Below are 20365 nucleotides of genomic sequence, written 5' to 3'. Positions count from 1 at the left end.
GGACTCGCTACCGCTACGCTAACGTAATTACAAGACTTTTCAAGTAATTGAACTACACTACTCCCTACTCTGCGTCTCAGTCATTATCAAGTTTCAAGATGGTTCTGGAGGGTTGAGGCGATAGCCCATACCATAGACAGTTTCAATCCAATCGGCTGCTGCTAATGTTTGCAAACGTTGGCGAAGTTTACGAACTAAAACGGTGATTGCATTGCTTTCTGGCTCACTACCCCACTCCCATACGGCTTGCTCAATTTGGTGGCGAGTCAAAACTTGCTTAGGATGACGCATGAAATACTCTAGCAACTGAAATTCTTGGCTGGAAAGGGATACAGTCGCTCCTTGGCGCTCCAAAATTAGTGTATCAAGATGAAGTTCGAGGTCTGCCAAGCAGAGGGTGTCTCCTTGCCAAAGGGGCGATCGCCTTCTCAATGCCCGCACTCGCGCCATGAACTCCACGATATCAATCGGTTTGACGAGGTAATCATCTGCTCCGGCATCTAATCCTATGACTTTATCAGGTGTGGTATCTTTTGCCGTGATCATTAATACGGGGGCAGTTTTTCCCGCCGCCCGATACTGTTGACACAAACTCACTCCACTAATTCGAGGTAACATCCAATCTAAAATCAGCAGATCGTATTCTTTTTCAGCCAAAAGCCATTGAGCGGTTTCACCATCCTTGACACCATCGACGCTGTGTCCAGCCTGAGAGAGAACCATTTGCAGCGGCATTAATTGCTTTGGATCATCCTCTACCAGTAAGATTTTCATCACCTTTATACACTTGTGCTTGTTTAGAATAATCTATTGAAGCAATCTCAACGTCTTTCATCAGTAAGATTTCAGAGGATTGTCTAGCCCATTAGGATATAGATGAAGTGGGAGCTAGCAAAATCAGAAGCAGGTGTAGTGGTGTGGTGTATTAGTAAACGTTGGCTGCAAGGGTTGGGATTAGAGTTTTGGTTGCCTCTACCACTGGTAGCGGTTGTGTTTTGGCTTGGCTGTAATTTCCTAGCTGCTCAAGAGTTAAGCCGACCCTACTCCACCGAGAAAAAACTTCAGTCAGATACTCAGCTTGAAGCACAGGTATCAGTCAATGTGTTGCTCATTAACGCCGCCGTCAACCGAACTAAAAAAATTACCCAGGTAGAAGTGGAAACAGCAGACCCCATCTTGAAGCGATTGGAATTAGAACTTCCAACAATAGAATTCAGCCAAATAGAAGCGACAATTGCCCAAGAACTAGGTCTACCCCGCGAGGATGTTAGAAAGTTAGTACGCTATGAAGTTGTGGAATAACATTGATCCGATTTCAGGTTAAAAAAGAAAGCTGTATGTCAACAGCTAGAAGAGAAAGGAGTTGGATGATGGCGATTTCTTCCTAGCGTTTGCGAGAGGCGATCGCTAAACTCGTTCAATGAAAGTAAGTGAGGCGATCGCCTTCCTCATCTTCCTTGCCCTTCTTACTACTTACATATTACAATATAATACATTTTGCATTACCTTAAAATGAAGTGTACACCATTAACAACAGACCCTTTTGAGCATTTTTTCTATAAATATGCTCAATGGCTAGAAGAAGCATGGTCTGTCACTGCTGCGAATACATTAGCCACATCTTCTCTGGATGCACTTGCAGAGATTTGGCTGCACGATTTTCCTGACGCTAAGAAAAAGTTGGAAAAAGAAGTTGGTGGTACAATTCCAGCATCTATTAGATTGGCTAGGTTTTTAAAGCAGTTTATTCCGAATGATCCAGATGTTAATAAAGTTGCTGTTGTCTGTTTTGCTGAAGATTGGAAACATTACCGTCCACAGGATGCTCACGTAGCTGACCTGATTATTAATAAACGTGTTAATAAAGATCCTAATGATGTATTCTTCGGGCATGAACCACCTAGAGCCTACCTTGATGTTCCTCGTGATGAACTTGCTAGAGAATGCCCAGAACTTGCAGCCAACCTTAACCTTTTAGCCTTAGCTGAAGAGTATGAGTATGGGGCTATTCTATACTCTCTTTATCGCTGTCCTTTAGTTCATGCTGCTACTAATTCAAATCGGACGCATGGTTTTGCTAGAGGGGAAAAAAGTATGTATTATTGGTCACTTGACGGTAGCGGTAGAGTTACTATTGGCTTTGGAACTCATCTGATTATTCGTTGGCTGCGTAATGCGGTTACTGGATATGTTCAAACTTGCCATCAAGCAGGCCTTATTCCGGCAAGTAATATTGATGCTGGATCTAGCCAAGAAGAACGTTTCAAGAGACTTTGGAGCAAAATTAAATAATTAATTCCAAAGATGATATCCATGTATAGAGGTAAAGTTGTCAATACTGGGCAAGAAAGGTATACAGTACTGGCTGATGCAAAACCTTATAAATAAAGCTTTGAGCGAATTAGAAATTTCTTTGCTTATTTTTATTTCTTATTTGCGCCCAATTTTATAAGCAAATCCCTGATTAACATTATTTAGGCATTAATTCTAATCTATGCCTTGTCAGATTTTTCATCATTCATATCTGGGATTCAGGCTAAACTTGTGTATTTAATGAATTAGTCGTAGTTTGATTAATGCGTTCTGCCTTGGTTTTTAATGTTTGATTCATGGCTTCAAACCCTTGGCGAACGTCAATATTTAATCGACGAGCTAGCAGAGGTACTAGTAAACCCTGGAAAGATTCTTGCTGAATGAAGCGGACGCGTAGGCGTAGTCCGTCGTAGACATCGCTTGCTAACGGTTCAATGATAAAGCTATGTTCAACGTCAAATAACCCTGGTATCAAAAAGTGCCATAACCAGAACAGTTTGCGATTAGGTTCTACCGTAATCACCGTAGGTCGAAAGGTCACAATATCTCTACCCGGAGGCTGAAAGTGAACGGTTAGCTGTGCTCCTTTACTGAGCGAACCACTAATTTGACGAATAAACAGATTCCAATGTGGAAAACTGGCAAAATCAGTAAGTAAGTTCCAGACTTGCTTATCAGATGCCTGAATTTCAATTTCAGTGTAGATTTTCATGGGTAAGAGTTGATAGAAAAACCAGAATTAAAAGGGTTATTCCTGCTAAAAATAACCCAATGTATTGTCGTCCTAGTACTCGACCAATCCAAAAATTATTGGTGAAGACAGGCAGATAAAGCAGGGGGAGCAAAGGAAGAAAATAACTTGATTTGCTTACCATAAAATAAACTCCGCAAAGTCTCTTTGATGGACTACGAGTAAACTAGATTGTTTATTGCAAAGCATAATGAATACTATTCATAGAAAACTCGCGTTTTAACAGCAAAATTCTGGCGGTTGGTAGACAGTTGTCAAGAAACTACTGACCTTGAACAACCAAAACGGAACATGGAGCGTGATGAACTACGTGATTGCTCACACTTCCTGCTAAAAGTTCGGCAAATCCATTAAGTCCTCTACGACCAAGCACAATCAAATCTGCTCCCCAACTCCGGGCTAAATCACAGATGTTAGTCCCAGGATCTCCTGTTTGATAACTGGATTCTGCCATAATGCCTAGTATTTTCGCTTTCTGATAGTACAACTGGAGTAAACTTTGTGCCTGTTGTGTTTCTATTTCCAGGTCTACTAAATTCACAGTGAGTTGACTAGAAGCTGCTAGCTCAATGCTGTGACCAATCATTAACTGAGCAGCATCTCTTTGGGCTAACTCCAGCGCTTTTATAAACACTGTTGCAGTCGCAGGTGAATCATCGACCGCCACTAAAATCTTTTTAAAGCTCATATCCAACTCCAATAATCAATTACTTCATTCACATTTGTTGTCTTTTAGCTTGAGGGACAAATGTGATTTAAAAGTGAAATTAGGTAGATAAATGATTTATTCACTTTTCGTTCACATTCATCAGCAATCCTGGAAAAGAAGCAGAGAAACGAAACTAAGCTAACTGAGATTTAAAACGAATCTCTTACCTAATACGGTTCATGCTCAAACTATAAAACTATAGTTTTTACTATTTGGAGATTAATATAGCGGCTTGCAGTTGAGTTCAATACAGACCTAACCCCTAACCCCTTCCCTACTAGCGTTGGGGAGTAAGATTCAAAGCCTCTCTCCTTGTAGGAGAGAGGTTTGGAGAGAGGTCAAAACTGTACTTCACCCAAGCGATAACCACTATAAAACTTCGTTTTAAACTTATTGATTTTGATAGGAGATGTTGTGATGAATTTTAGTCCAGTTAAAAATGCAATCGGAATCATTTCTACCCGTCAGGCTGCAACACAGGCGCTTGATGAACTCAAAGCGATTGACTTTCCTATGCAGAAAATTTCTGTATTCACTTTAGACTCTGAAGACGAAAAGTTGCACGAGGATGCTAATACGGGTAAACATCCCATAACTCCGATCGAAGGTGCTAAAGCAGGCGCAATTACAGGAGGAACAACCGGAGGCTTTCTGGCACTAACAGTTGGACTTGGCGTATTAGTTATTCCCGGTCTTGGCCCAGTATTAGCGGTTGAATCTGTGCTGGGTACACTGCTGGCGGGTGGAGCAAGTGCAATTTTTGGCAGTGTATATGGTGCATTTCAAGGTTGGTTTGCTCCCGAAAGGCAACCTAGACTCTGTGAGTCAGCCACCTGCCAAGAAAAATTTTTGGTGAAGGTAGAAGGAACAACAGATGAAATCTGGCAAGCAGAATCGATTCTCAGTTATTGGGGTGTGCAGCAATGGCATATTTATGAACTTAGCAAAAGATTCTCGTAATCACACCAATTTGAAAAAAGAAAAGTACAGATTCAAACAGAGAAATCCATATAAATCTGATGAATCTTAATTACGAATTACGAATTAGTTTTTGGAGACACAAATGACAGCAGATACGATCGCTACAAATACTTTTGCTCAGACAACAGAAGATTTACTCAACTATGAATGGCATACTCTGGGCGAACAAAAGGTTGTGCAAACCTTAGCCAGCCATCCTGAAGCGGGTTTGAGCCATGAAGAAGCTACCACCCGACACCAGCAGATGGGTGCAAATCAACTGACTGCTAAAAGTGGAAAAAGTCCTTGGCTACGATTTTTAGAGCAATTTAATCAACCACTACTATATATTTTGCTGACGGCGGGACTGGTGACACTGCTGCTCAAAGATTGGATAGATGCGGGAGTAATTTTTGGTGTCACCCTGATTAACGTTATCATTGGCTACATTCAAGAATCGAAAGCAGAAGGTGCGATCGCTGCTTTATCCAAAGCTGTCACCACTGAAGCAACTGTGATTCGCAATAGTCAAAAAACTCGTTTGGCTTCGACTGAACTTGTTCTGGGTGATTTGGTATTGCTGGCATCTGGGGATAAAGTGCCTGCGGATCTGCGGCTATTAACTGTGCGTGGCTTGCAAGTTGACGAGTCTGCCTTAACAGGCGAATCCGTTCCGGTGGAGAAAGTAACGGCATCGTTGGATGTCGAGACACCGTTAGCCGAACGCAGCAATATGGTCTATGCCGGAAGTTTCGTTACTTTTGGACAGGCAGAAGGGATTGTAGTAGCGATCGCAGATGCCACTGAAACAGGTCGCATCTCGCAGTTAATTGAAAGCAGCACAAATCTGAAAACACCGCTAACACGAAATATTGACAAATTTAGCAAAAGCTTGTTGTATGTCATTTTAGGTTTAGCTGCCCTGACATTTGCAGTCGGATTAGGACAGGGCGAATCTTGGATTGATGTTTTTAAAGCGAGTGTAGCTCTGGTAGTCAGCGCGATTCCCGAAGGATTACCTGCGATTGTTACAGTCACGTTGGCGATCGGAGTTTCTCGGATGGCACGACGTAAGGCGATTATTCGCAAGCTACCTGCTGTGGAAACCTTGGGAAGTACCACTGTTATTTGTTCTGACAAAACTGGGACTTTAACTGAGAATCAGATGACGGTTCAAAAGATTTATGCAGGTGGACAACACTACACCGTTAGCGGTATTGGTTATGCCCCAGACGGTGAAATCCTAATGAATGGACAGCCTGTTGATTTCAATGCAGATGGACATATTGCTCTTTGGGAATCCTTGGAAGCAGGATTGCTCTGCAATGATTCTCATATCGAATGGGGAGATGGACAGTGGGACTTAGTAGGAACCCCAACTGAGGGAGCATTGATTACAGCTGCCAACAAAGTGGGATTGACGCAAGCAAATCTAGAGCAATTACCTAGAATAGACACCATTCCCTTTGAGTCTCAATTCCAATACATGGCGACTTTGCATGAATTGGATGCAAAGCGATCGCTCAATGTCATTTATCTCAAAGGTTCTGTAGAGGCAATTCTCCAACGATGCGATCGCATGTTCGATGCTCAAGGAAAACTCGCTCGTCTCAATCCTGCCGCAGTGGAACAGGAAGTTGCTGGTATGGCAAACCAAGGGTTACGAGTGCTAGCTTTTGCCAGCAAAGAAGTTGCCAGTAAGCGATCCTTGGATCGTAACGATCTCGATCGAGGACTGGTGTTTCTGGGACTTCAAGGCATAATCGATCCGCCGCGTGAGGAAGCGATCACCGCAGTCAAAGCCTGTCAATCTGCTGGAATTCAGGTAAAAATGATCACTGGGGATCATGCACTAACAGCAGCGGCGATCGCCCGTCAAATGGGAATTTGCTCGACTGAAGCACAAGTTTTTACCGGACGGCAATTAGCTCAGATGGATGAAAATGAATTCACCCAAGCGGCTGAGGAAGGTATGGTTTTTGCGCGAGTTGCTCCAGAACAAAAATTGCATCTAGTAAAAGCGTTGCAGTCTCAGGGTGAAATTGTTGCCATGACTGGAGATGGTGTCAATGATGCTCCCGCTCTCAAACAGGCAGATATTGGTGTAGCGATGGGCATAGCCGGGGCAGAGGTTGCCAAAGAATCGGCGGATATGCTTTTAACTGACGATAACTTCGCTTCAATAGAAGCTGCTGTGGAGGAAGGACGTGGTGTTTACCGCAACTTACGAAAAGCGATCGCCTTCTTGCTGCCGATTAACGTTGGCGAATCCATGACAATTTTGATTGCCATTCTCCTGGCAACTGTGCTTCCCATCTTACCAATCCAAATTCTTTGGTTGAACATGGTTAGTTCAGTAGGGTTGATTGTTCCCCTCGCTTTTGAGCCAAAATCTGGACAGGTGATGGAGCAACCACCACGCAACCCTAGAGAAAAGCTTTTATCAGGCAGTTTACTTAAACGCATATTAGCGATTTCTGTTTTCAATTGGGTGGTAATTTTTGGGGTGTTTCAATGGATACTGCAAACTACAGGCAATGAAGCCTTAGCTCGTACAATGGCGATTAATGGATTGGTGGCAGCAGAAGTCTTTTACCTGTTAAGCATTACCCAGTTTTTACCATCTCTAGTCGTGAGAATCCAAGGTAAACGCACACCTGTAGCCTATGCACCTGCGATCGGAATTGTGGCTGTGGTGATTTTACAATGTCTGTTTAGTCAGTGGAGCATGATGAATCAAGTGTTTGACACCACACCTTTGACATTTATCCAAGCTCTCATTTGTATGGGTGTAGGTTTGCCAGTGGTATTTATAGCTCTCATCTTGCAGCGTTTCGATCCGCTCAACTAGGGATATAGGACTTTTTCGGTAGTTTCATCCAATGCCAGATGATTACGTTAGAGCTACACCCAAATAAATTAAAAACTCCATCAGTACATTTTACTAGGTATGATATTTGATCTGCAAGCATTTACTTAGTAATAATCAGCTATGACCCAGAACTACCGCATTACTCTACTCCCCGGCGATGGCATTGGCCCTGAAATTATGGCAGTGGCGGTAGATGTGCTGAAAGTCGTAGGGAAGCAATTCGATCTGAAGTTTGAATTCCAAGAAGCTCTCATCGGTGGTGCAGCAATTGATGCCACAGGCGAACCCCTACCATCTGCCACTCTAGAGACTTGCCGTAATAGTGATGCTGTATTACTCGCAGCGATTGGTGGTTATAAGTGGGATTCTCTGCCATCCGATTTACGCCCAGAAGCAGGTTTGTTAGGACTGCGTGCAGGTTTAGGATTATTTGCCAATTTGCGCCCAGCGAAAATTTTGCCCCAGCTAATCGACGCCTCAACTTTGAAACGCGAAATTGTCGAAGGCGTGGATATTATGGTGGTGCGCGAACTCACTGGTGGGATTTACTTTGGTAAACCTAAAGGGATTTTTGCTACAGAAACCGGTGAGAAACGCGGTGTAAATACAATGGTTTACACCGAATCAGAAATTGAACGCATTGGGCGAGTGGCCTTTGAAACAGCTAAAAAACGCGGTGGAAAACTTTGTTCAGTAGATAAGGCGAACGTATTAGAAGTATCTCAGTTGTGGCGCGATCACATCACCCAACTTTCTCAGGAATATCCAGATATCGAACTCTCTCATTTATATGTAGATAATGCTGCTATGCAGTTAGTACGCGCTCCCAAACAGTTCGACACTATTGTTACAGGCAATTTGTTTGGTGATATTCTCTCTGATGCTGCTGCCATGCTCACAGGTAGTATTGGGATGTTACCCTCAGCTAGTTTGGGTGCTTCTGGCCCTGGTGTATTTGAACCAGTTCATGGTTCCGCCCCAGATATTGCTGGACAGGATAAGGCAAATCCTTTAGCACAGGTTTTGAGTGTGGCGATGATGTTACGCTACGGTTTAGACCAACCAAAAGCAGCAGATCGCATTGAACAAGCCGTATTGCAAGTTTTAGAACAAGGCGATCGCACCGGGGATATAATTTCTCCAGGAAAAAATCTCCTTGGTTGCCGCACTATGGGAGACTCACTCATCAAAGCTATGGAACAAAAATAATTTTATATAGCAACTTGGGCAATTTGGCAACCTTTGCTATAAGTTTCGGGTAGACTAAAGGGAAATCTAGCAATCAAATAACAGTCGATAGTGTACGCATTACGACAAGGTCAAGTAAATTTTACCGCCCCCAAGAACCAATCGCCTTTGATTGATCCCTCTGTAATCAGAGCTGCTGGGCAGATATACTATACTCACTGTGAAGTCCATCCCGAAATAGCAGGGCAACCTTCCGGTGTAGCAATTAATCGTGTGACTCATCGAGGTAAGGTTATTTTTACTAACCAACCAGTTCTTTTACCTCAAGAGTGTTTTGTACCCTTAAGTCAAATTGAATCCCACATGTATTAGTCATTGGTCATTGGTCATTGGTCATTGGTTATTAGTTATTGACAAAGGACAAATGACAAAGGACAAATGACAAAGGACAAATGACAAAGGACAAATGACTGTATGGACATTTTGTTCGCCATCCCGGCGAGTGTAATGGTCTTTGCTTTGGGTGCATCTATTGGTAGTTTTCTCAATGTTATTGTTTATCGCCTACCTGCTGGGTTGTCAATTCTTTGGCCGCCTTCTCGTTGTCCTAAATGCTTAAACCAGCTAAAAGCTTACGACAACGTACCAGTATTTGGCTGGATTTCCTTAAGAGGGCGGTGTCGATATTGCAAAAGCAAAATTTCTGTCCGTTATCCTGTGGTAGAAGGGGTAACGGGCATAATTTTTTTACTAATTTTTTGGGTATTTCAAGTTTCAACTTTAACAATAGGCTATTGGGCTTTTTGCAGTTGGTTATTGGCGCTATCACTCATCGACTTAGATACAATGACCCTACCCAATCCACTTACTAAGTCGGGTTTAGTGGTGGGAATTTTGTTTCAAATGGTAGTTGGTTTTCTACCAGAGGGTAGTTTTGTGGCATTGGTAAATCACCTTATGATCGCTATAGTTGGCGCAGTATTAGGCTTATGGCTGTTTGAGGCGATCGCCCTATTGAGTTCAATTACCTTTGGTAAAACTGCAATGGGTGCAGGTGACGCCAAGTTAGCATCCATGATGGGAGCCTGGTTAGGCTGGAAATATTTGCTCTTAGCTAGTTTTATTGCCTGTGCGTTGGGAGCATTAATTGGTATCGGTATTTTGATTATGCAGCGATCGCGACAAAAATTAGGACAAAAGATACCTTTCGGGCCTTTTCTGGCTTTAGGATCTGTGATTACGCTGTTTAGCGGCGAAGCCATTTTGTCTAGCTACCTGCGGTTATTTTTTCCAGCGTCTTGAATTGAAGTAGGGAGCAGAGGAGCAGGGAAGATGAGGAAGACAAGGGGATAAAGGGAATAACCATGCCCAATGCCCCATGCCCCGTGCCCAATGCCCCATGCCCCATGCCCCATGCCCAATCCCCTTTCATAAAAAATATTTATAATTCGTGACTGTAACCAACATTACCCCATCTGCCCTTCACATTTTGATAATATTCAGCTTGTGACTTGTATTACCCTCTTAACGACGATTAACCGTTGGCAAGTACAACTAGTGCAACAGATGCTGATTGTTCAAAACCCAGCAATACAAATAATTGATTAGGGTGGGAGGGGGAGAGCATCTTATTTGGAGGTTGGTATTCTCATGGTTTTGTCACTACGTCCATATAATTAAGTCTGCTGAAAAAAAGAGCAAGAGACTTGTATTGGTATAAGTATTTTCGTTAAGCTGGCAACCAAAGACAAAAATTAAGGTCTGAATTGCTTAAAAACGTAGTTTAACGATGTATTCATAAGTCATTAGTAAAGACAAATGACTTATGACTAAGCACAACCCAATACGGTTTGACATGTTTTCGACCTCATACCCACTTAAAATAAAATAAAAAATGGCTAACAACGAAGAATCACGTGGTTTAAAGTCTCTATTTGATTGGTTTGCAAATCGAAGGAAGTCAGGATCTACCAGCCTCGAACGCCAAGAGCGTGAAATTGCTGATGGTTTGTGGCATAAATGTTCTAAATGTGGCGTGTTGGCATATACAAAAGACCTGAAAGCCAATCAGATGGTTTGTGTCGAATGTGGTCATCACAATCGGGTAGATAGTGATGAGCGCATCCGTCAATTGATAGATAACAATACGTGGAAACCGCTGGATGAGCATTTGCGTCCAACTGACCCGCTAGAATTTCGCGATCGCAAACCTTACAGCGATCGCTTGCGGGAAACACAAGATAAAATTGGCTTAATAGATGCAGTTAGAACTGGTTTAGGTCAAATCAATAGTTTGCCCATTGCCCTTGGGGTTATGGACTTCCGCTTCATGGGTGGTAGTATGGGTTCCGTCGTGGGAGAAAGACTCACCCGGATGATTGAGCAAGCCACTCAACGACGCTATCCTGTAGTTATCGTTTGTACCTCCGGTGGCGCGAGAATGCAAGAAGGTATGCTCTCTTTGATGCAGATGGCGAAAATCTCTGCAGCCTTACAGCGCCATAAAGAAGCGCGACTATTATATATTCCAGTTTTGACCAATCCGACAACGGGCGGCGTTACCGCTAGTTTTGCAATGTTGGGCGATATAATTTTGGCAGAACCCAAGGCAACCATTGGTTTTGCTGGTCGGCGAGTGATTGAGCAAACCCTGCGGGAAAAACTACCCGAAAATTTCCAGACTGCTGAAGATTTGCTCCAGCATGGTTTTGTTGATGATATCGTACCCCGTACCCAATTAAAGAACACCCTAGCCCAGCTGATTGCTCTACATCAGCCTGTATTAACAACACCTCACATGGTGTTGTGGGAAACAATGTCCTTGACTTCTACCGCGGCAGAATAAAGTTTGGGGCATTGGGGATTGGGCATTGGGCATTGGGCATTAGGAGTGCTGTTAGCGGAAAGCTAAGGTTTAGCCCGTGCTGAGTTAGGAGTTAGGAGTTAAGAGTTAAGAGTTAAGAGTTAGGAAGGAGTTTTGTTTATCTCCTTGTCCCCTTGTCCCCTCATCTCCCCTGCTCCCCTGCTCCCCTGCTTCTTCACTCCCCACTCCCCACTCCCTAACCTCTTTGCTCTTGAAGAAACATGAGCGGAACAAGGGCTACTAGTCGGAATACACCAGAGAGGACAAACAAGCTTAGTAAACCTCCAGACTGGGAAAATTGGACGATGAAACTGCCTATAGTTGTGCCCAAAGCGCCACTTACTCCAGCAACGGCAGCTGCGATCGCAAAATAGATAGACTGATTTTTAGTTGGTGCGATCGCCAATTGTATATTGTTGTTGCACAAGTCAATTGCCGCCCAAGTCCCTCCAATCAAGATGTGTAACAGTGGCAACCACAGCCAGATGTCAAGGCGATTAACACTAATCCCCAGCCACAGAAATGGTGTAGCTGCAACCAAAATCCCAATAGAGATGAGGATGGGACGATTGCCTATCTTGTCTGCTAATTTTCCCCACAGGATAAACATCAGCAAAGTCGCCCCCGCCTGAAAGCTGTTGTAGATAGTTACGTAGCTCACATTCAAATCCAGCGTATCGAGCATATAAAGGTTAAAAAAAGGACTGCTGAGGTTAACAGCAAGCGTCCAAAAGCTGAAATACAGCAGAAAAATCAAAAAGTTAGAGTTTTTCCAGATGCTGTTAATTGACTGGTCTTGTGGTGGATGAATTGATTGAAGGACTTTAGAAGATTCATCTTTTGCAACCTCTGATTGAATCTCACTTGGGGTTAACTGGCCATAATAAGTGTTTTGCGATCGCGGATTCATATCCACCTGGAAATACTGACATCCTAATCCTATAATCCCAAACACAACGCTTACCAGTAGAACTATCCCATAACCTTGTAGAGATCCCCCATACCAATGTGATACAACTAGACCGGCAATTGGTACGCAAACTAAAGTGCTAAGGTTAGCAGCACTATTGCGTGTCCCAAAAAACCTGCCTCGTAATTGCCGGGGAACTATCATTGCTACCCAACTGAGCCACGATGCGCTTCCTAGTCCTCCCAAAAGATTGCTGAATAGAACAATCAAGAGTGTCAATATGACTAACTGGTGAGCATCAATCACTCCCAAGCTGGCGCTGACAATACCAATTACTAAAATCAGCCATATCAGCCGACCAATTCCGTGTGTCCGAAGCAAATATTGAAAGCGGCTGGTGCTGCGTTCCGACAAGTAAGCACCCAACGGCTGAATGAGATTGACCAACATGGGAATAGAAGACAGCATCCCAAATACCACTGGACTAGCACCCAACTCCACTAATAAATTGCTGAGTAAAATCCCGCCAGTTCCAAGAGAGTAAACCGATGCTAAGACAGCATCCCCAGTGGAGGCTTTTAAACTGGTGCGAATAGTATCCTTAGAAATTCTAGAGTTTGAAGAGATTGCTGTTGGTGGTAAGGCAATCTGGGTAAATTCCAGAGTCAGTGGCGCAGTTGTTTCAATCTGAACAGAATCCATCAACATAAATTATGGGTGAAGTATCCTCGGACAAATCAGGTTGGAAAGGAACTCAGTATGCTTGAATTAGCATTGCTGATAATTTTTCGTTATTTTAGCTTGCAATTTTCAGCCAAAATTTCAAATAAGTAAAATATCATTCCTTAATAACACAAGGTATAAGCGAGGAAAGAGAATATTATTTGTTTGTGAACAATAAAGGATTATTTAATTTTTTGGCATTGGTGATAGCGATCGCGATCGCTATTATTGCTTGTCACAGCCTACAATTGCCAAGCAAACCGTTAGTATCTACCGCAGTCACCATCAAACTTAGTGGTTGGGGAGGCTCTCCCGTTGAGCAAAAACTATTAAGACAAGTACTGCAAGACTTTGAAGCACAACATCGAACTATTAAGGTCAAATATGAGGTAATTTCCGACCAATACATGGATGTAATCAAAACTCGTTTAGTTGGGGAAGCTGCGCCCGATGTCTTTTATCTGGATGCCCTGGAAGCTCCTTTCTTAATGAGTCAGAATGTCTTAGAACCGTTAGAAGGTTACATTACCCCCAAATTTGACCTCGCGGATTTTGAGGATACCCTACTCGACAGTTTCAAATACCAGAATCATATTTACGGTCTTCCCAAAGACTATTCCACCCTTGCCCTGTTTTATAACAAAAAAGCCTTCGCTGCCGCCGGCTTGAGTAATCCGCCAGCGAGTTGGGATGAATTACGTAACTACTCGAAGCAACTGACAGGCAAAATTAACAAATACGGGTTTGGCGAAATTCCTGAATTGGCGCGTCAGGCTTATAAAATTAAAGCCTTTGGTGGACAACTCGTAGATAAAAATGGTTATGCTACTTTTGCCAGTGAGTCAGGTTTACAGGGTTTAGAGTTAGTAGTAAACCAATATCAAAAAGACCGCTCCTCTGCCCAAAAATCTGATGTAGGGACAAACTCAGGTAGTGAAATGTTTGGTCAGAGTAAAGTAGCAATGGCGATTGAAGGTAACTGGGCAATTCCCTATCTAACTGAAACCTTTCCCCAAGTAGAGTTTGCTACTGCACCAGTACCTACAATTAATGATAAAAAAGGCACGATGGTGTTTACAGTTGCCTACGTGATGAATAAGCAAGCACAACACAAAGCCGAAGCTTGGAAATTGATTTCTTATCTCACGGGTAAAGAAGGAATGCAAAAGTGGACAGGAACAGGGTTTGCTTTGCCAACACGTAAATCAGTGGCAAAGAATTTGGGTTATGACCAAGATCCGTTGCGATCGCCATTAGTCGCGGGAGTTAGTTATGCTACACCGTGGCAGGTGGGTCAATATCCAAGTGCGATCGTCAATAACTTTGATAACCAGTTTGTCAGCGCCTTGTTGGGACAACAACCATTAAAACAAGCAATGCTGAAGGCAGAGAATGAAGCTAATCAGCAGATTAAGACGATGGAGTAAGTAATCTTTCTTACCTCTACCAAATCACTTCTGAGTAGAAATTTCCTATCTCTTTATCAGATGTAATTATTTGTCTACGTATAGTCGACTATTATAATGTCAAATAATTTTTGTGCCATGTCTAATACTTCTGCCCTCGAAAAACAGTTCATCAGGGTATTTCTGACTCCGAGTGGGTACTATTTGAAAACAGTTCACACATGCCTCATCTAGAAGAGACAGAAAGATTTTTACAAGTCTTAGACGACTTTTTAAATCGTGTCGAAACAGCCTTATAAAGTTGAGATTGTAAATTGAGTCTCATATTTCTTAAACCTAACTCTTCACTTATTCTCGAATTCTCGAAGTTCCGAGTTCTGAGTACGAAGTTCCGATATTGTAAACATTAAAGCATCCATAATAAGAATTAAAGTGTTTATGAATACTTTAATGTTGGCCACTAATGTTGTTTTCTAGCAGTTCTCTTTCGCTTTGCAAACGAACTAACAGCTAATCCACCAAACGCTACTACTGTCCCCATGATGGTTGTTGGTTCTGGAACTTCTTGGGGAACTTCGATAGAACCACTTACTAAAGCCAGACCATTCAAGGTAATAATTGATCCCAAATTAACTATGTCCTCTTCGGAGAACAATAGTGTGCTTATACCATTTTTGAATATGCCCTTACCGCCAGTGATATTCACAATGCCAGAACCTTTCGCTGTCAGATTATCAAAATTAACTGAAGCACTGGCATCACTAGTTCCAAATAACTTGTTATCACCGTTGCCAAACACGATGTAGCCTAATGGGAAACCTTGAACACCAAATACTTCTGGATTATTGTTAAAAGTGAGATTTCCTTTGTCATCAATCACGGAGTATGTCAAACCTTTGTATAATTCTAAATCATAGGGGGCATCATCACTCAAACCAACCTCAAATACCTGCGAAACGTTGCCTGAAATAGGCGTAATATTAACTGTTGTCCGATAATTGCCAATAAATGGATAAATGGTCTTTGCTGTTGCTCTGCTTACATTTGAGCAAAGACTAACTGAGGTCAAAACTAGTGGAACAATCCACATTCTGAGTGAATGAAGCATCATTTAAAATCTCCACTTTTACAAAGTACCTATTTTCACAGGGAGTTTACAATACCTAAGAAGCAGTTACAATGAATAATCCTTTGATCAAATTGGCATTTTTTATCAGATGATATACAGAAACCTCCTCTAAAGATAAAAATTCCACTCCGGTGCATAGCCCAAAAAGAGAACAAGAGCTAAGTTAAGCAATTTTTTCAACAATTTTCTAACCTTTTCCCAAAGCAGAATAATTTTTTCTTTACAAAATGAGGATTGAATGCTTTTGTGACAGAAGTACGATAAATAATCATGCACAACCCATCGCTACAGTCGGGTTAGTGCGGGATTAAGTGGAGATTCAGTAGTGTTTGAAATTAACAGGCGGCGCAGAAAATCCAGGTGGAACATCACTGAAGACTTGGCTGGGTATATGTTCATGATGCCCACCATTCTAGTTTTGGGAACTTTTGTAGTCTTACCCATTCTCTACGCCGTTTTTCTTTCCCTGCAAAAAGTCCAACTTCTCGGCGGTATTGAGTACGAATTCATCGGTTTTCGCAACTTCGCGCGATTAGCTGAAGATGAAAGAGTTTGGATTGCTTTGAAAAACACAGCCGAATATGTAGCGATTGTTGTGCCAACTCAAACTATCCTGGCTTTAATTTTGGCGGTAACTCTGAATTCTGGGATTCGCGGTAAAAACTGGTGGCGCATCCTTTATTTTTTGCCGACAGTCACTTCTTCAGCAGTGCTGACACTCATCTTTATGTGGATTTATAACACTGATGGGCTACTAAACGATTTTCTCGCTTTTGTGGGGCTACCTACTTATAACTGGTTGGGCGATCCAGCAGTTGCGCTCAAAGGCATTACGATCATGAACATTTGGTCAACTGCACCGTTTTTCATGGTGATTTATCTGGCGGCGTTGCAAGATATACCCCAAACACTTTACGAGGCCGCAGAACTTGATGGCGCAAATGGATGGCAGCAATTTATCCACATTACTCTTCCCTTGCTTAAGCCTGTAACCTTCTTTGTGGTAACAATGGGGGTGATTGGGACTTTTCAGCTTTTTGACCAGTCTTACATCTTTTCTGGCGGTACTGGCGGCCCAAACAACGCTACCTTAACGGTGGTGCTGCTAATTTACCAAGCTGTGTTTCGGAATTTACAAATGGGATATGCAGCTGCGATCGCATTTTTATTAGCAGCTGCGATCGTTGCCATCACTTTGATTCAGCAGCGACTTTTCGGAGGCGAACGGATTTGACTAACACCTCTGGCTTATCCTGGCTCAAAGCCCTGTTGTACGTCTTACTGACACTTTATGCCATCATTACTCTAATTCCCTTTCTCTGGGCACTTTCAGCATCATTTAAGCCACTAACAGAGATTGTCAGTGGTGAACCCAACTTTCTCCCCAAGAATTTTACTCTTGACAACTACAGGCAAATCTTTCTCCAAGAACCGCTATTTTGGCGCTGGTTGTTCAATAGTGTAGCGATCGCACTCAGCGTCACGCTTTTAAACTTGTTGTTAAATTCAATGGCTGGTTATGCTTTGGCAAGATTGCGCTTTGTAGGCAAGCGCTTTTGGTTCTTCCTCATTTTGGCAGTACTAGCAGTACCGACGCAAATCACCCTGATTCCGACATTTTTGATTTTAAAAGCGATCGGCTGGCTGAATTCTTATCAAGGCATGATTGTTCCTAGCATGGTTAATGCCACTTTCATCTTTATGATGCGGCAATTTTTTGTTAATTTTCCTAAAGAACTAGAAGAAGCAGCTCAACTCGATGGCTTAAATACCTTTGGAATTTTTCGACACATTGTCTTACCTTTGGCAAAACCAGCACTAGCAGCGCAGGCAGTTTTTGTGTTCATGGGGAGTTGGAATAATTTTTTACTGCCTATAGTTATCCTATTTGATCCAGAAATGTTTACCCTTCCTTTGGGACTGAACACCTTCAAAGGTCAATACATCAGCTATTGGAACTACATTATGGCGGCTTCTATGGTCTTTACCCTGCCAGCTTTAGGCATTTATACCTTTTTTAATCGTTACTTTATTCAAAGCGTCACCTTTACCGGGGGAAAAGGTTAATAGGCATTGGGCATTGGGCATTGGGCATTGGGCATTGGGCATTGGGCATTGGGCATTGGGCGTTAATTATTCTCCTTTGCTCTCTCTGTTTCCCATGCCCGATTCCCCATGCCCGATTCCCCATGCCCCATGCCCGATTCCCCATACCCTATTCCCCAAACAGTATTTTGGGCAACAAATTGCACTCCTAACGTGATATTGGTATTACAGCGACTCAATCTCTATCTATCAGTAAACAAGCATTATGGGTTTTGCAGACCTATCGATCGCAGAGATAGCAGCCGACTACAGCATTCCTGTAGAACAAGTGTTTTCTCTGTGCAACCAACTGGGAATCGCCTACAAACACCAAAAGACCCGTTTGGCGTTAGAAGATGCAAGGGCAATTATTTCCCAAATATCCTCTGAAATACGCCCCAAAGGTACTAACGACTTGGTGAGCGATCGCGAAGTCCCCTGAAGGGTTATCTCAGAACTTTCGCTAATAACTGATAGCTAATGATAAAAAACTAATAAGTCATTAGCAATTAGCAGCTTGGAGATTGAGAATCGCGTTTTTAGCTGTGTTGAGCGTCAAAATCTTTAAGGGGAAACATGTTTATAAGACTAATTGGCGTTGTTGTGGCTACTGTTTTACTCTCGTTTCAGTTGATTGTCGGTAGCGCGACAGCAGTGGAACTGGACAAAGCTACCCGAACAGTGCCATTAAATGCTCAAGGTGATACCGTTGTACTCAGCCTTAAACAAGTCAAAGAAGGCAAACGCTTATTTAATTACGCTTGCGCCCAATGTCATGCTGGTGGAGTTACCAAGACAAACCAAAACGTGGGACTCACTCCAGAGGACTTGGCACTGGCAACACCTAACCGTAACAACATTGAAGGTTTAGTAGATTACCTGAAAAATCCCACTACTTACGACGGTGAAGAAGAGATTTCCGAAATACACCCCAGTCTCAAAAGCGCAGATATTTTCACAGCAGTGCGAAATCTGACGGATGATGACTTGGAAGCGATCGCCGGTCATATTCTCTTACAACCCAAAATCGTTGGTACTAAGTGGGGAGGCGGAAAAATCTATTACTAAATCCTGGAGTTGAGTCATTGGGAATAGGGTATTGGGCATTGGGAATAGAGAATTGGGAAGAATTCAGTCCCTACTCCTAATTCCCCATTCCCCATTCCCCATTGACTAATTATTGGACAGCTTTTTGCAATAAATTGCTCTCCATTCTTAAAAAAAAATTGATCTATGACAGATTGTCATATTTGGTGTTGATTTTATTTAAAATGAGAAAGGGAAAAAAATTGTTTGTTAGGAGAGAGCTATGAAATTAATTTCGGCAAGCTGGCGACGCCTTAGTTTAGCTGTGTTGACAATCCTTTTAGTTGTTAGCAGCTTTGCTGTTTTTACTCCCAGTGCTTCGGCTGAAACCTACCAGGTGAAATTGGGTAGCGATAAAGGACTGCTAGCATTTGAACCGAAAAAGTTGACCATCAAACCAGGTGACACTATTGAATGGGTGAACAATAAAGTTCCTCCCCATAATGTTGTGTTTGATGCAGTCAAAAACCCCTCTAAGAGCGCTGATTTAGCTAAATCTCTGTCTCATAAGAAGTTGCTCATGAGTCCTGGCCAAAAGGAAACAACCACCTTTGCAGCAGACGCTCCTGCTGGTGACTACACCTTCTACTGTGAACCTCATCGTGGTGCTGGCATGGTTGGTACAATTACTGTCCAAGGCTAGAAACACCAGCGTTTGACACGAGATGATTACTCAATGAAATTAGCTCATCGCCACACGCTACACTCCTAGAGTGACGCATAAAATGCAGAAATGGCGGTAACGAGTTCTATCCTTCCCTAAGACGCTAAACAATCTGTAGCGATCGAGGAGTGAACTTGTTACCGCCAATTTTGATCAAATTTGACTTAATCAGGGATTAATCGCGTTTATACTCTTGCTGGAGGCTTGTTGCGAGGAAATACTGTTGAGAATACTTTTATTAATTCTACTGTCGGCGATCGCCCTATTCAAATTCACATTCATTAGTCCAGCACTAGCTGCCGAAACATCCAACGGTGCTAAAATTTTCGAGGCTAACTGCGCTTCTTGCCATATAGGTGGCGGTAACATCCTTATCAACCAGAAAACTTTAAAAAAGGAAGCATTGTCAAAGTACCTAGAAAATTACAATCAAGACTCAATCGAGGCGATTATCCACCAAGTGCAAAATGGTAAAAATGCTATGCCTGCCTTTAAAAGCAAGTTAAGTTCTGAGGAGATCGTGGAGGTAGCTGCTTACGTTTTTCAAAATGCAGAACAAGGTTGGTAAAGTAGCTATACCGTATAGTTTTTTTGGGGTGAGCGTTTGCCTATCTTTAGTTACATAGCTAGACGCTCACCCCCAAAACATTGGAGAATTTATTTGTTGGAAATCCCTCAGTGCATTTCCTTCTTGGAACCTTTTAAC

General features: G+C 42.6%; 21 protein-coding genes. 15 read left to right on the top strand and 6 right to left on the bottom strand.

The window, feature by feature from the left end; translation table 11 throughout:
* Positions 1-93: 93 nt before the first annotated feature.
* The gene (rppA, locus tag RM049_RS01245; protein WP_322671844.1) at positions 94-774 is read right to left on the bottom strand and encodes a two-component system response regulator RppA; all 681 of its coding nucleotides are present in this window, start codon (positions 772-774) and stop codon (positions 94-96) included.
* Between the two features lie 102 nt (positions 775-876).
* Here rppA and RM049_RS01240 point away from each other — a divergent pair, with 102 nt between their 5' ends.
* Both RM049_RS01240 and RM049_RS01235 read left to right on the top strand, forming a co-directional pair.
* Positions 877-1302 (top strand): hypothetical protein, encoded by a 426-nt coding sequence (locus RM049_RS01240; protein WP_322700196.1) that lies wholly within the window; start codon positions 877-879, stop codon positions 1300-1302.
* 210 nt (positions 1303-1512) lie between these two features.
* Positions 1513-2292: a hypothetical protein gene (locus RM049_RS01235; RefSeq protein ID WP_322700197.1), complete on the top strand. Its 780-nt coding sequence runs from the start codon at positions 1513-1515 to the stop codon at positions 2290-2292.
* Between the two features lie 244 nt (positions 2293-2536).
* Here the strand turns inward: RM049_RS01235 and RM049_RS01230 are convergent, their stop codons facing one another.
* Positions 2537-3025: an SRPBCC domain-containing protein gene (locus RM049_RS01230; protein ID WP_322702867.1), complete on the bottom strand. Its 489-nt coding sequence runs from the start codon at positions 3023-3025 to the stop codon at positions 2537-2539.
* Positions 3026-3326: 301 nt separating this feature from the next.
* Positions 3327-3752, bottom strand: coding sequence for a universal stress protein (locus RM049_RS01225; protein WP_322702866.1), 426 nt, complete (start codon positions 3750-3752; stop codon positions 3327-3329).
* A 438-nt stretch (positions 3753-4190) separates the two neighbouring features.
* On the opposite strand from RM049_RS01225, the gene RM049_RS01220 reads away from it, so the two are divergent.
* The 6 genes from RM049_RS01220 (at position 4191) to accD (ending at position 11638) form a co-directional block, all read left to right on the top strand.
* A complete protein-coding gene (locus tag RM049_RS01220; protein WP_322702865.1) occupies positions 4191-4733 on the top strand; it encodes a hypothetical protein in 543 nt (180 codons plus the stop codon).
* Between the two features lie 103 nt (positions 4734-4836).
* Complete coding sequence (locus tag RM049_RS01215) at positions 4837-7584, top strand: HAD-IC family P-type ATPase (protein ID WP_322702864.1); 2748 nt, start codon at positions 4837-4839, stop codon at positions 7582-7584.
* Positions 7585-7725: 141 nt separating this feature from the next.
* Positions 7726-8814 carry a 3-isopropylmalate dehydrogenase gene (leuB, locus tag RM049_RS01210; RefSeq protein WP_322702863.1) on the top strand — a complete coding sequence of 363 codons (1089 nt, stop codon included), beginning with the start codon at positions 7726-7728 and terminating at the stop codon, positions 8812-8814.
* 90 nt (positions 8815-8904) lie between these two features.
* The gene (locus tag RM049_RS01205) at positions 8905-9165 is read left to right on the top strand and encodes a hypothetical protein (RefSeq protein ID WP_094347451.1); all 261 of its coding nucleotides are present in this window, start codon (positions 8905-8907) and stop codon (positions 9163-9165) included.
* 102 nt (positions 9166-9267) lie between these two features.
* Positions 9268-10095: a prepilin peptidase gene (locus tag RM049_RS01200; protein ID WP_322700202.1), complete on the top strand. Its 828-nt coding sequence runs from the start codon at positions 9268-9270 to the stop codon at positions 10093-10095.
* A 592-nt stretch (positions 10096-10687) separates the two neighbouring features.
* Positions 10688-11638 carry an acetyl-CoA carboxylase, carboxyltransferase subunit beta gene (gene accD / locus RM049_RS01195; protein ID WP_322702862.1) on the top strand — a complete coding sequence of 317 codons (951 nt, stop codon included), beginning with the start codon at positions 10688-10690 and terminating at the stop codon, positions 11636-11638.
* Between the two features lie 214 nt (positions 11639-11852).
* On the opposite strand, the gene RM049_RS01190 is transcribed toward accD, so the two are convergent.
* Positions 11853-13268: an MFS transporter gene (locus RM049_RS01190; protein ID WP_322671800.1), complete on the bottom strand. Its 1416-nt coding sequence runs from the start codon at positions 13266-13268 to the stop codon at positions 11853-11855.
* 188 nt (positions 13269-13456) lie between these two features.
* Here RM049_RS01190 and RM049_RS01185 point away from each other — a divergent pair, with 188 nt between their 5' ends.
* The gene (locus RM049_RS01185) at positions 13457-14716 is read left to right on the top strand and encodes an ABC transporter substrate-binding protein (protein WP_322702861.1); all 1260 of its coding nucleotides are present in this window, start codon (positions 13457-13459) and stop codon (positions 14714-14716) included.
* A gap of 439 nt (positions 14717-15155) precedes the next feature.
* On the opposite strand, the gene RM049_RS01180 is transcribed toward RM049_RS01185, so the two are convergent.
* Positions 15156-15806 carry a PEP-CTERM sorting domain-containing protein gene (locus tag RM049_RS01180; RefSeq protein ID WP_322686355.1) on the bottom strand — a complete coding sequence of 217 codons (651 nt, stop codon included), beginning with the start codon at positions 15804-15806 and terminating at the stop codon, positions 15156-15158.
* A 343-nt stretch (positions 15807-16149) separates the two neighbouring features.
* Here RM049_RS01180 and RM049_RS01175 point away from each other — a divergent pair, with 343 nt between their 5' ends.
* Together RM049_RS01175 and RM049_RS01170 are read left to right on the top strand one after the other, a co-directional pair.
* The gene (locus RM049_RS01175) at positions 16150-17058 is read left to right on the top strand and encodes a sugar ABC transporter permease (RefSeq protein ID WP_322702860.1); all 909 of its coding nucleotides are present in this window, start codon (positions 16150-16152) and stop codon (positions 17056-17058) included.
* Complete coding sequence (locus tag RM049_RS01170) at positions 17055-17891, top strand: carbohydrate ABC transporter permease (RefSeq protein WP_322702859.1); 837 nt, start codon at positions 17055-17057, stop codon at positions 17889-17891. The genes RM049_RS01175 and RM049_RS01170 overlap by 4 nt, the downstream gene beginning before the upstream one ends.
* On the opposite strand, the gene RM049_RS01165 is transcribed toward RM049_RS01170, so the two are convergent.
* The gene (locus RM049_RS01165; protein WP_322702858.1) at positions 17872-18036 is read right to left on the bottom strand and encodes a histidine kinase; all 165 of its coding nucleotides are present in this window, start codon (positions 18034-18036) and stop codon (positions 17872-17874) included. The genes RM049_RS01170 and RM049_RS01165 overlap by 20 nt on opposite strands.
* A gap of 99 nt (positions 18037-18135) precedes the next feature.
* Between RM049_RS01165 and RM049_RS01160 the strand changes: the two genes are divergently transcribed.
* The 4 genes from RM049_RS01160 to petJ all read left to right on the top strand — a co-directional run bounded on the left by RM049_RS01160 (position 18136) and on the right by petJ (position 20227).
* Complete coding sequence (locus RM049_RS01160) at positions 18136-18351, top strand: hypothetical protein (RefSeq protein ID WP_322671793.1); 216 nt, start codon at positions 18136-18138, stop codon at positions 18349-18351.
* A 134-nt stretch (positions 18352-18485) separates the two neighbouring features.
* On the top strand, positions 18486-18977 hold the full coding sequence (gene psbV / locus RM049_RS01155; protein WP_322671792.1) for a photosystem II cytochrome c-550: 492 nt from the start codon (positions 18486-18488) through the stop codon (positions 18975-18977).
* A gap of 241 nt (positions 18978-19218) precedes the next feature.
* Complete coding sequence (gene petE, locus RM049_RS01150) at positions 19219-19638, top strand: plastocyanin (protein WP_322700206.1); 420 nt, start codon at positions 19219-19221, stop codon at positions 19636-19638.
* A 244-nt stretch (positions 19639-19882) separates the two neighbouring features.
* On the top strand, positions 19883-20227 hold the full coding sequence (gene petJ, locus RM049_RS01145) for a cytochrome c6 PetJ (RefSeq protein ID WP_322671790.1): 345 nt from the start codon (positions 19883-19885) through the stop codon (positions 20225-20227).
* The last annotated feature ends 138 nt before the right edge of the window (positions 20228-20365 follow it).

Origin of the sequence: Nostoc sp. DedQUE04 (assembly GCF_034530995.1) — a bacterium.
Classification (GTDB): Bacteria; Cyanobacteriota; Cyanobacteriia; order Cyanobacteriales; family Nostocaceae; genus Nostoc.
This window is presented reverse-complemented; position numbering and strand designations above follow the sequence as displayed.

What these genes read in the sequence shown, in the direction of transcription:
- RM049_RS01190 (WP_322671800.1), bottom strand. Translation starts at nt 13,268, where the DNA reads ATGGATTCTGTTCAGATTGAAACAACTGCGCCACTGACTCTGGAATTT.
- RM049_RS01230 (WP_322702867.1), bottom strand. Translation starts at nt 3,025, where the DNA reads ATGAAAATCTACACTGAAATTGAAATTCAGGCATCTGATAAGCAAGTC.
- leuB (WP_322702863.1), top strand. Translation starts at nt 7,726, where the DNA reads ATGACCCAGAACTACCGCATTACTCTACTCCCCGGCGATGGCATTGGC.
- accD (WP_322702862.1), top strand. Translation starts at nt 10,688, where the DNA reads ATGGCTAACAACGAAGAATCACGTGGTTTAAAGTCTCTATTTGATTGG.
- RM049_RS01200 (WP_322700202.1), top strand. Translation starts at nt 9,268, where the DNA reads ATGGACATTTTGTTCGCCATCCCGGCGAGTGTAATGGTCTTTGCTTTG.
- RM049_RS01225 (WP_322702866.1), bottom strand. Translation starts at nt 3,752, where the DNA reads ATGAGCTTTAAAAAGATTTTAGTGGCGGTCGATGATTCACCTGCGACT.
- petE (WP_322700206.1), top strand. Translation starts at nt 19,219, where the DNA reads ATGAAATTAATTTCGGCAAGCTGGCGACGCCTTAGTTTAGCTGTGTTG.
- RM049_RS01215 (WP_322702864.1), top strand. Translation starts at nt 4,837, where the DNA reads ATGACAGCAGATACGATCGCTACAAATACTTTTGCTCAGACAACAGAA.
- RM049_RS01220 (WP_322702865.1), top strand. Translation starts at nt 4,191, where the DNA reads ATGAATTTTAGTCCAGTTAAAAATGCAATCGGAATCATTTCTACCCGT.
- RM049_RS01240 (WP_322700196.1), top strand. Translation starts at nt 877, where the DNA reads ATGAAGTGGGAGCTAGCAAAATCAGAAGCAGGTGTAGTGGTGTGGTGT.
- RM049_RS01165 (WP_322702858.1), bottom strand. Translation starts at nt 18,036, where the DNA reads ATGGGGAATCGGGCATGGGGCATGGGGAATCGGGCATGGGGAATCGGG.
- rppA (WP_322671844.1), bottom strand. Translation starts at nt 774, where the DNA reads ATGAAAATCTTACTGGTAGAGGATGATCCAAAGCAATTAATGCCGCTG.
- RM049_RS01180 (WP_322686355.1), bottom strand. Translation starts at nt 15,806, where the DNA reads ATGATGCTTCATTCACTCAGAATGTGGATTGTTCCACTAGTTTTGACC.
- RM049_RS01235 (WP_322700197.1), top strand. Translation starts at nt 1,513, where the DNA reads ATGAAGTGTACACCATTAACAACAGACCCTTTTGAGCATTTTTTCTAT.
- psbV (WP_322671792.1), top strand. Translation starts at nt 18,486, where the DNA reads ATGTTTATAAGACTAATTGGCGTTGTTGTGGCTACTGTTTTACTCTCG.
- RM049_RS01160 (WP_322671793.1), top strand. Translation starts at nt 18,136, where the DNA reads ATGGGTTTTGCAGACCTATCGATCGCAGAGATAGCAGCCGACTACAGC.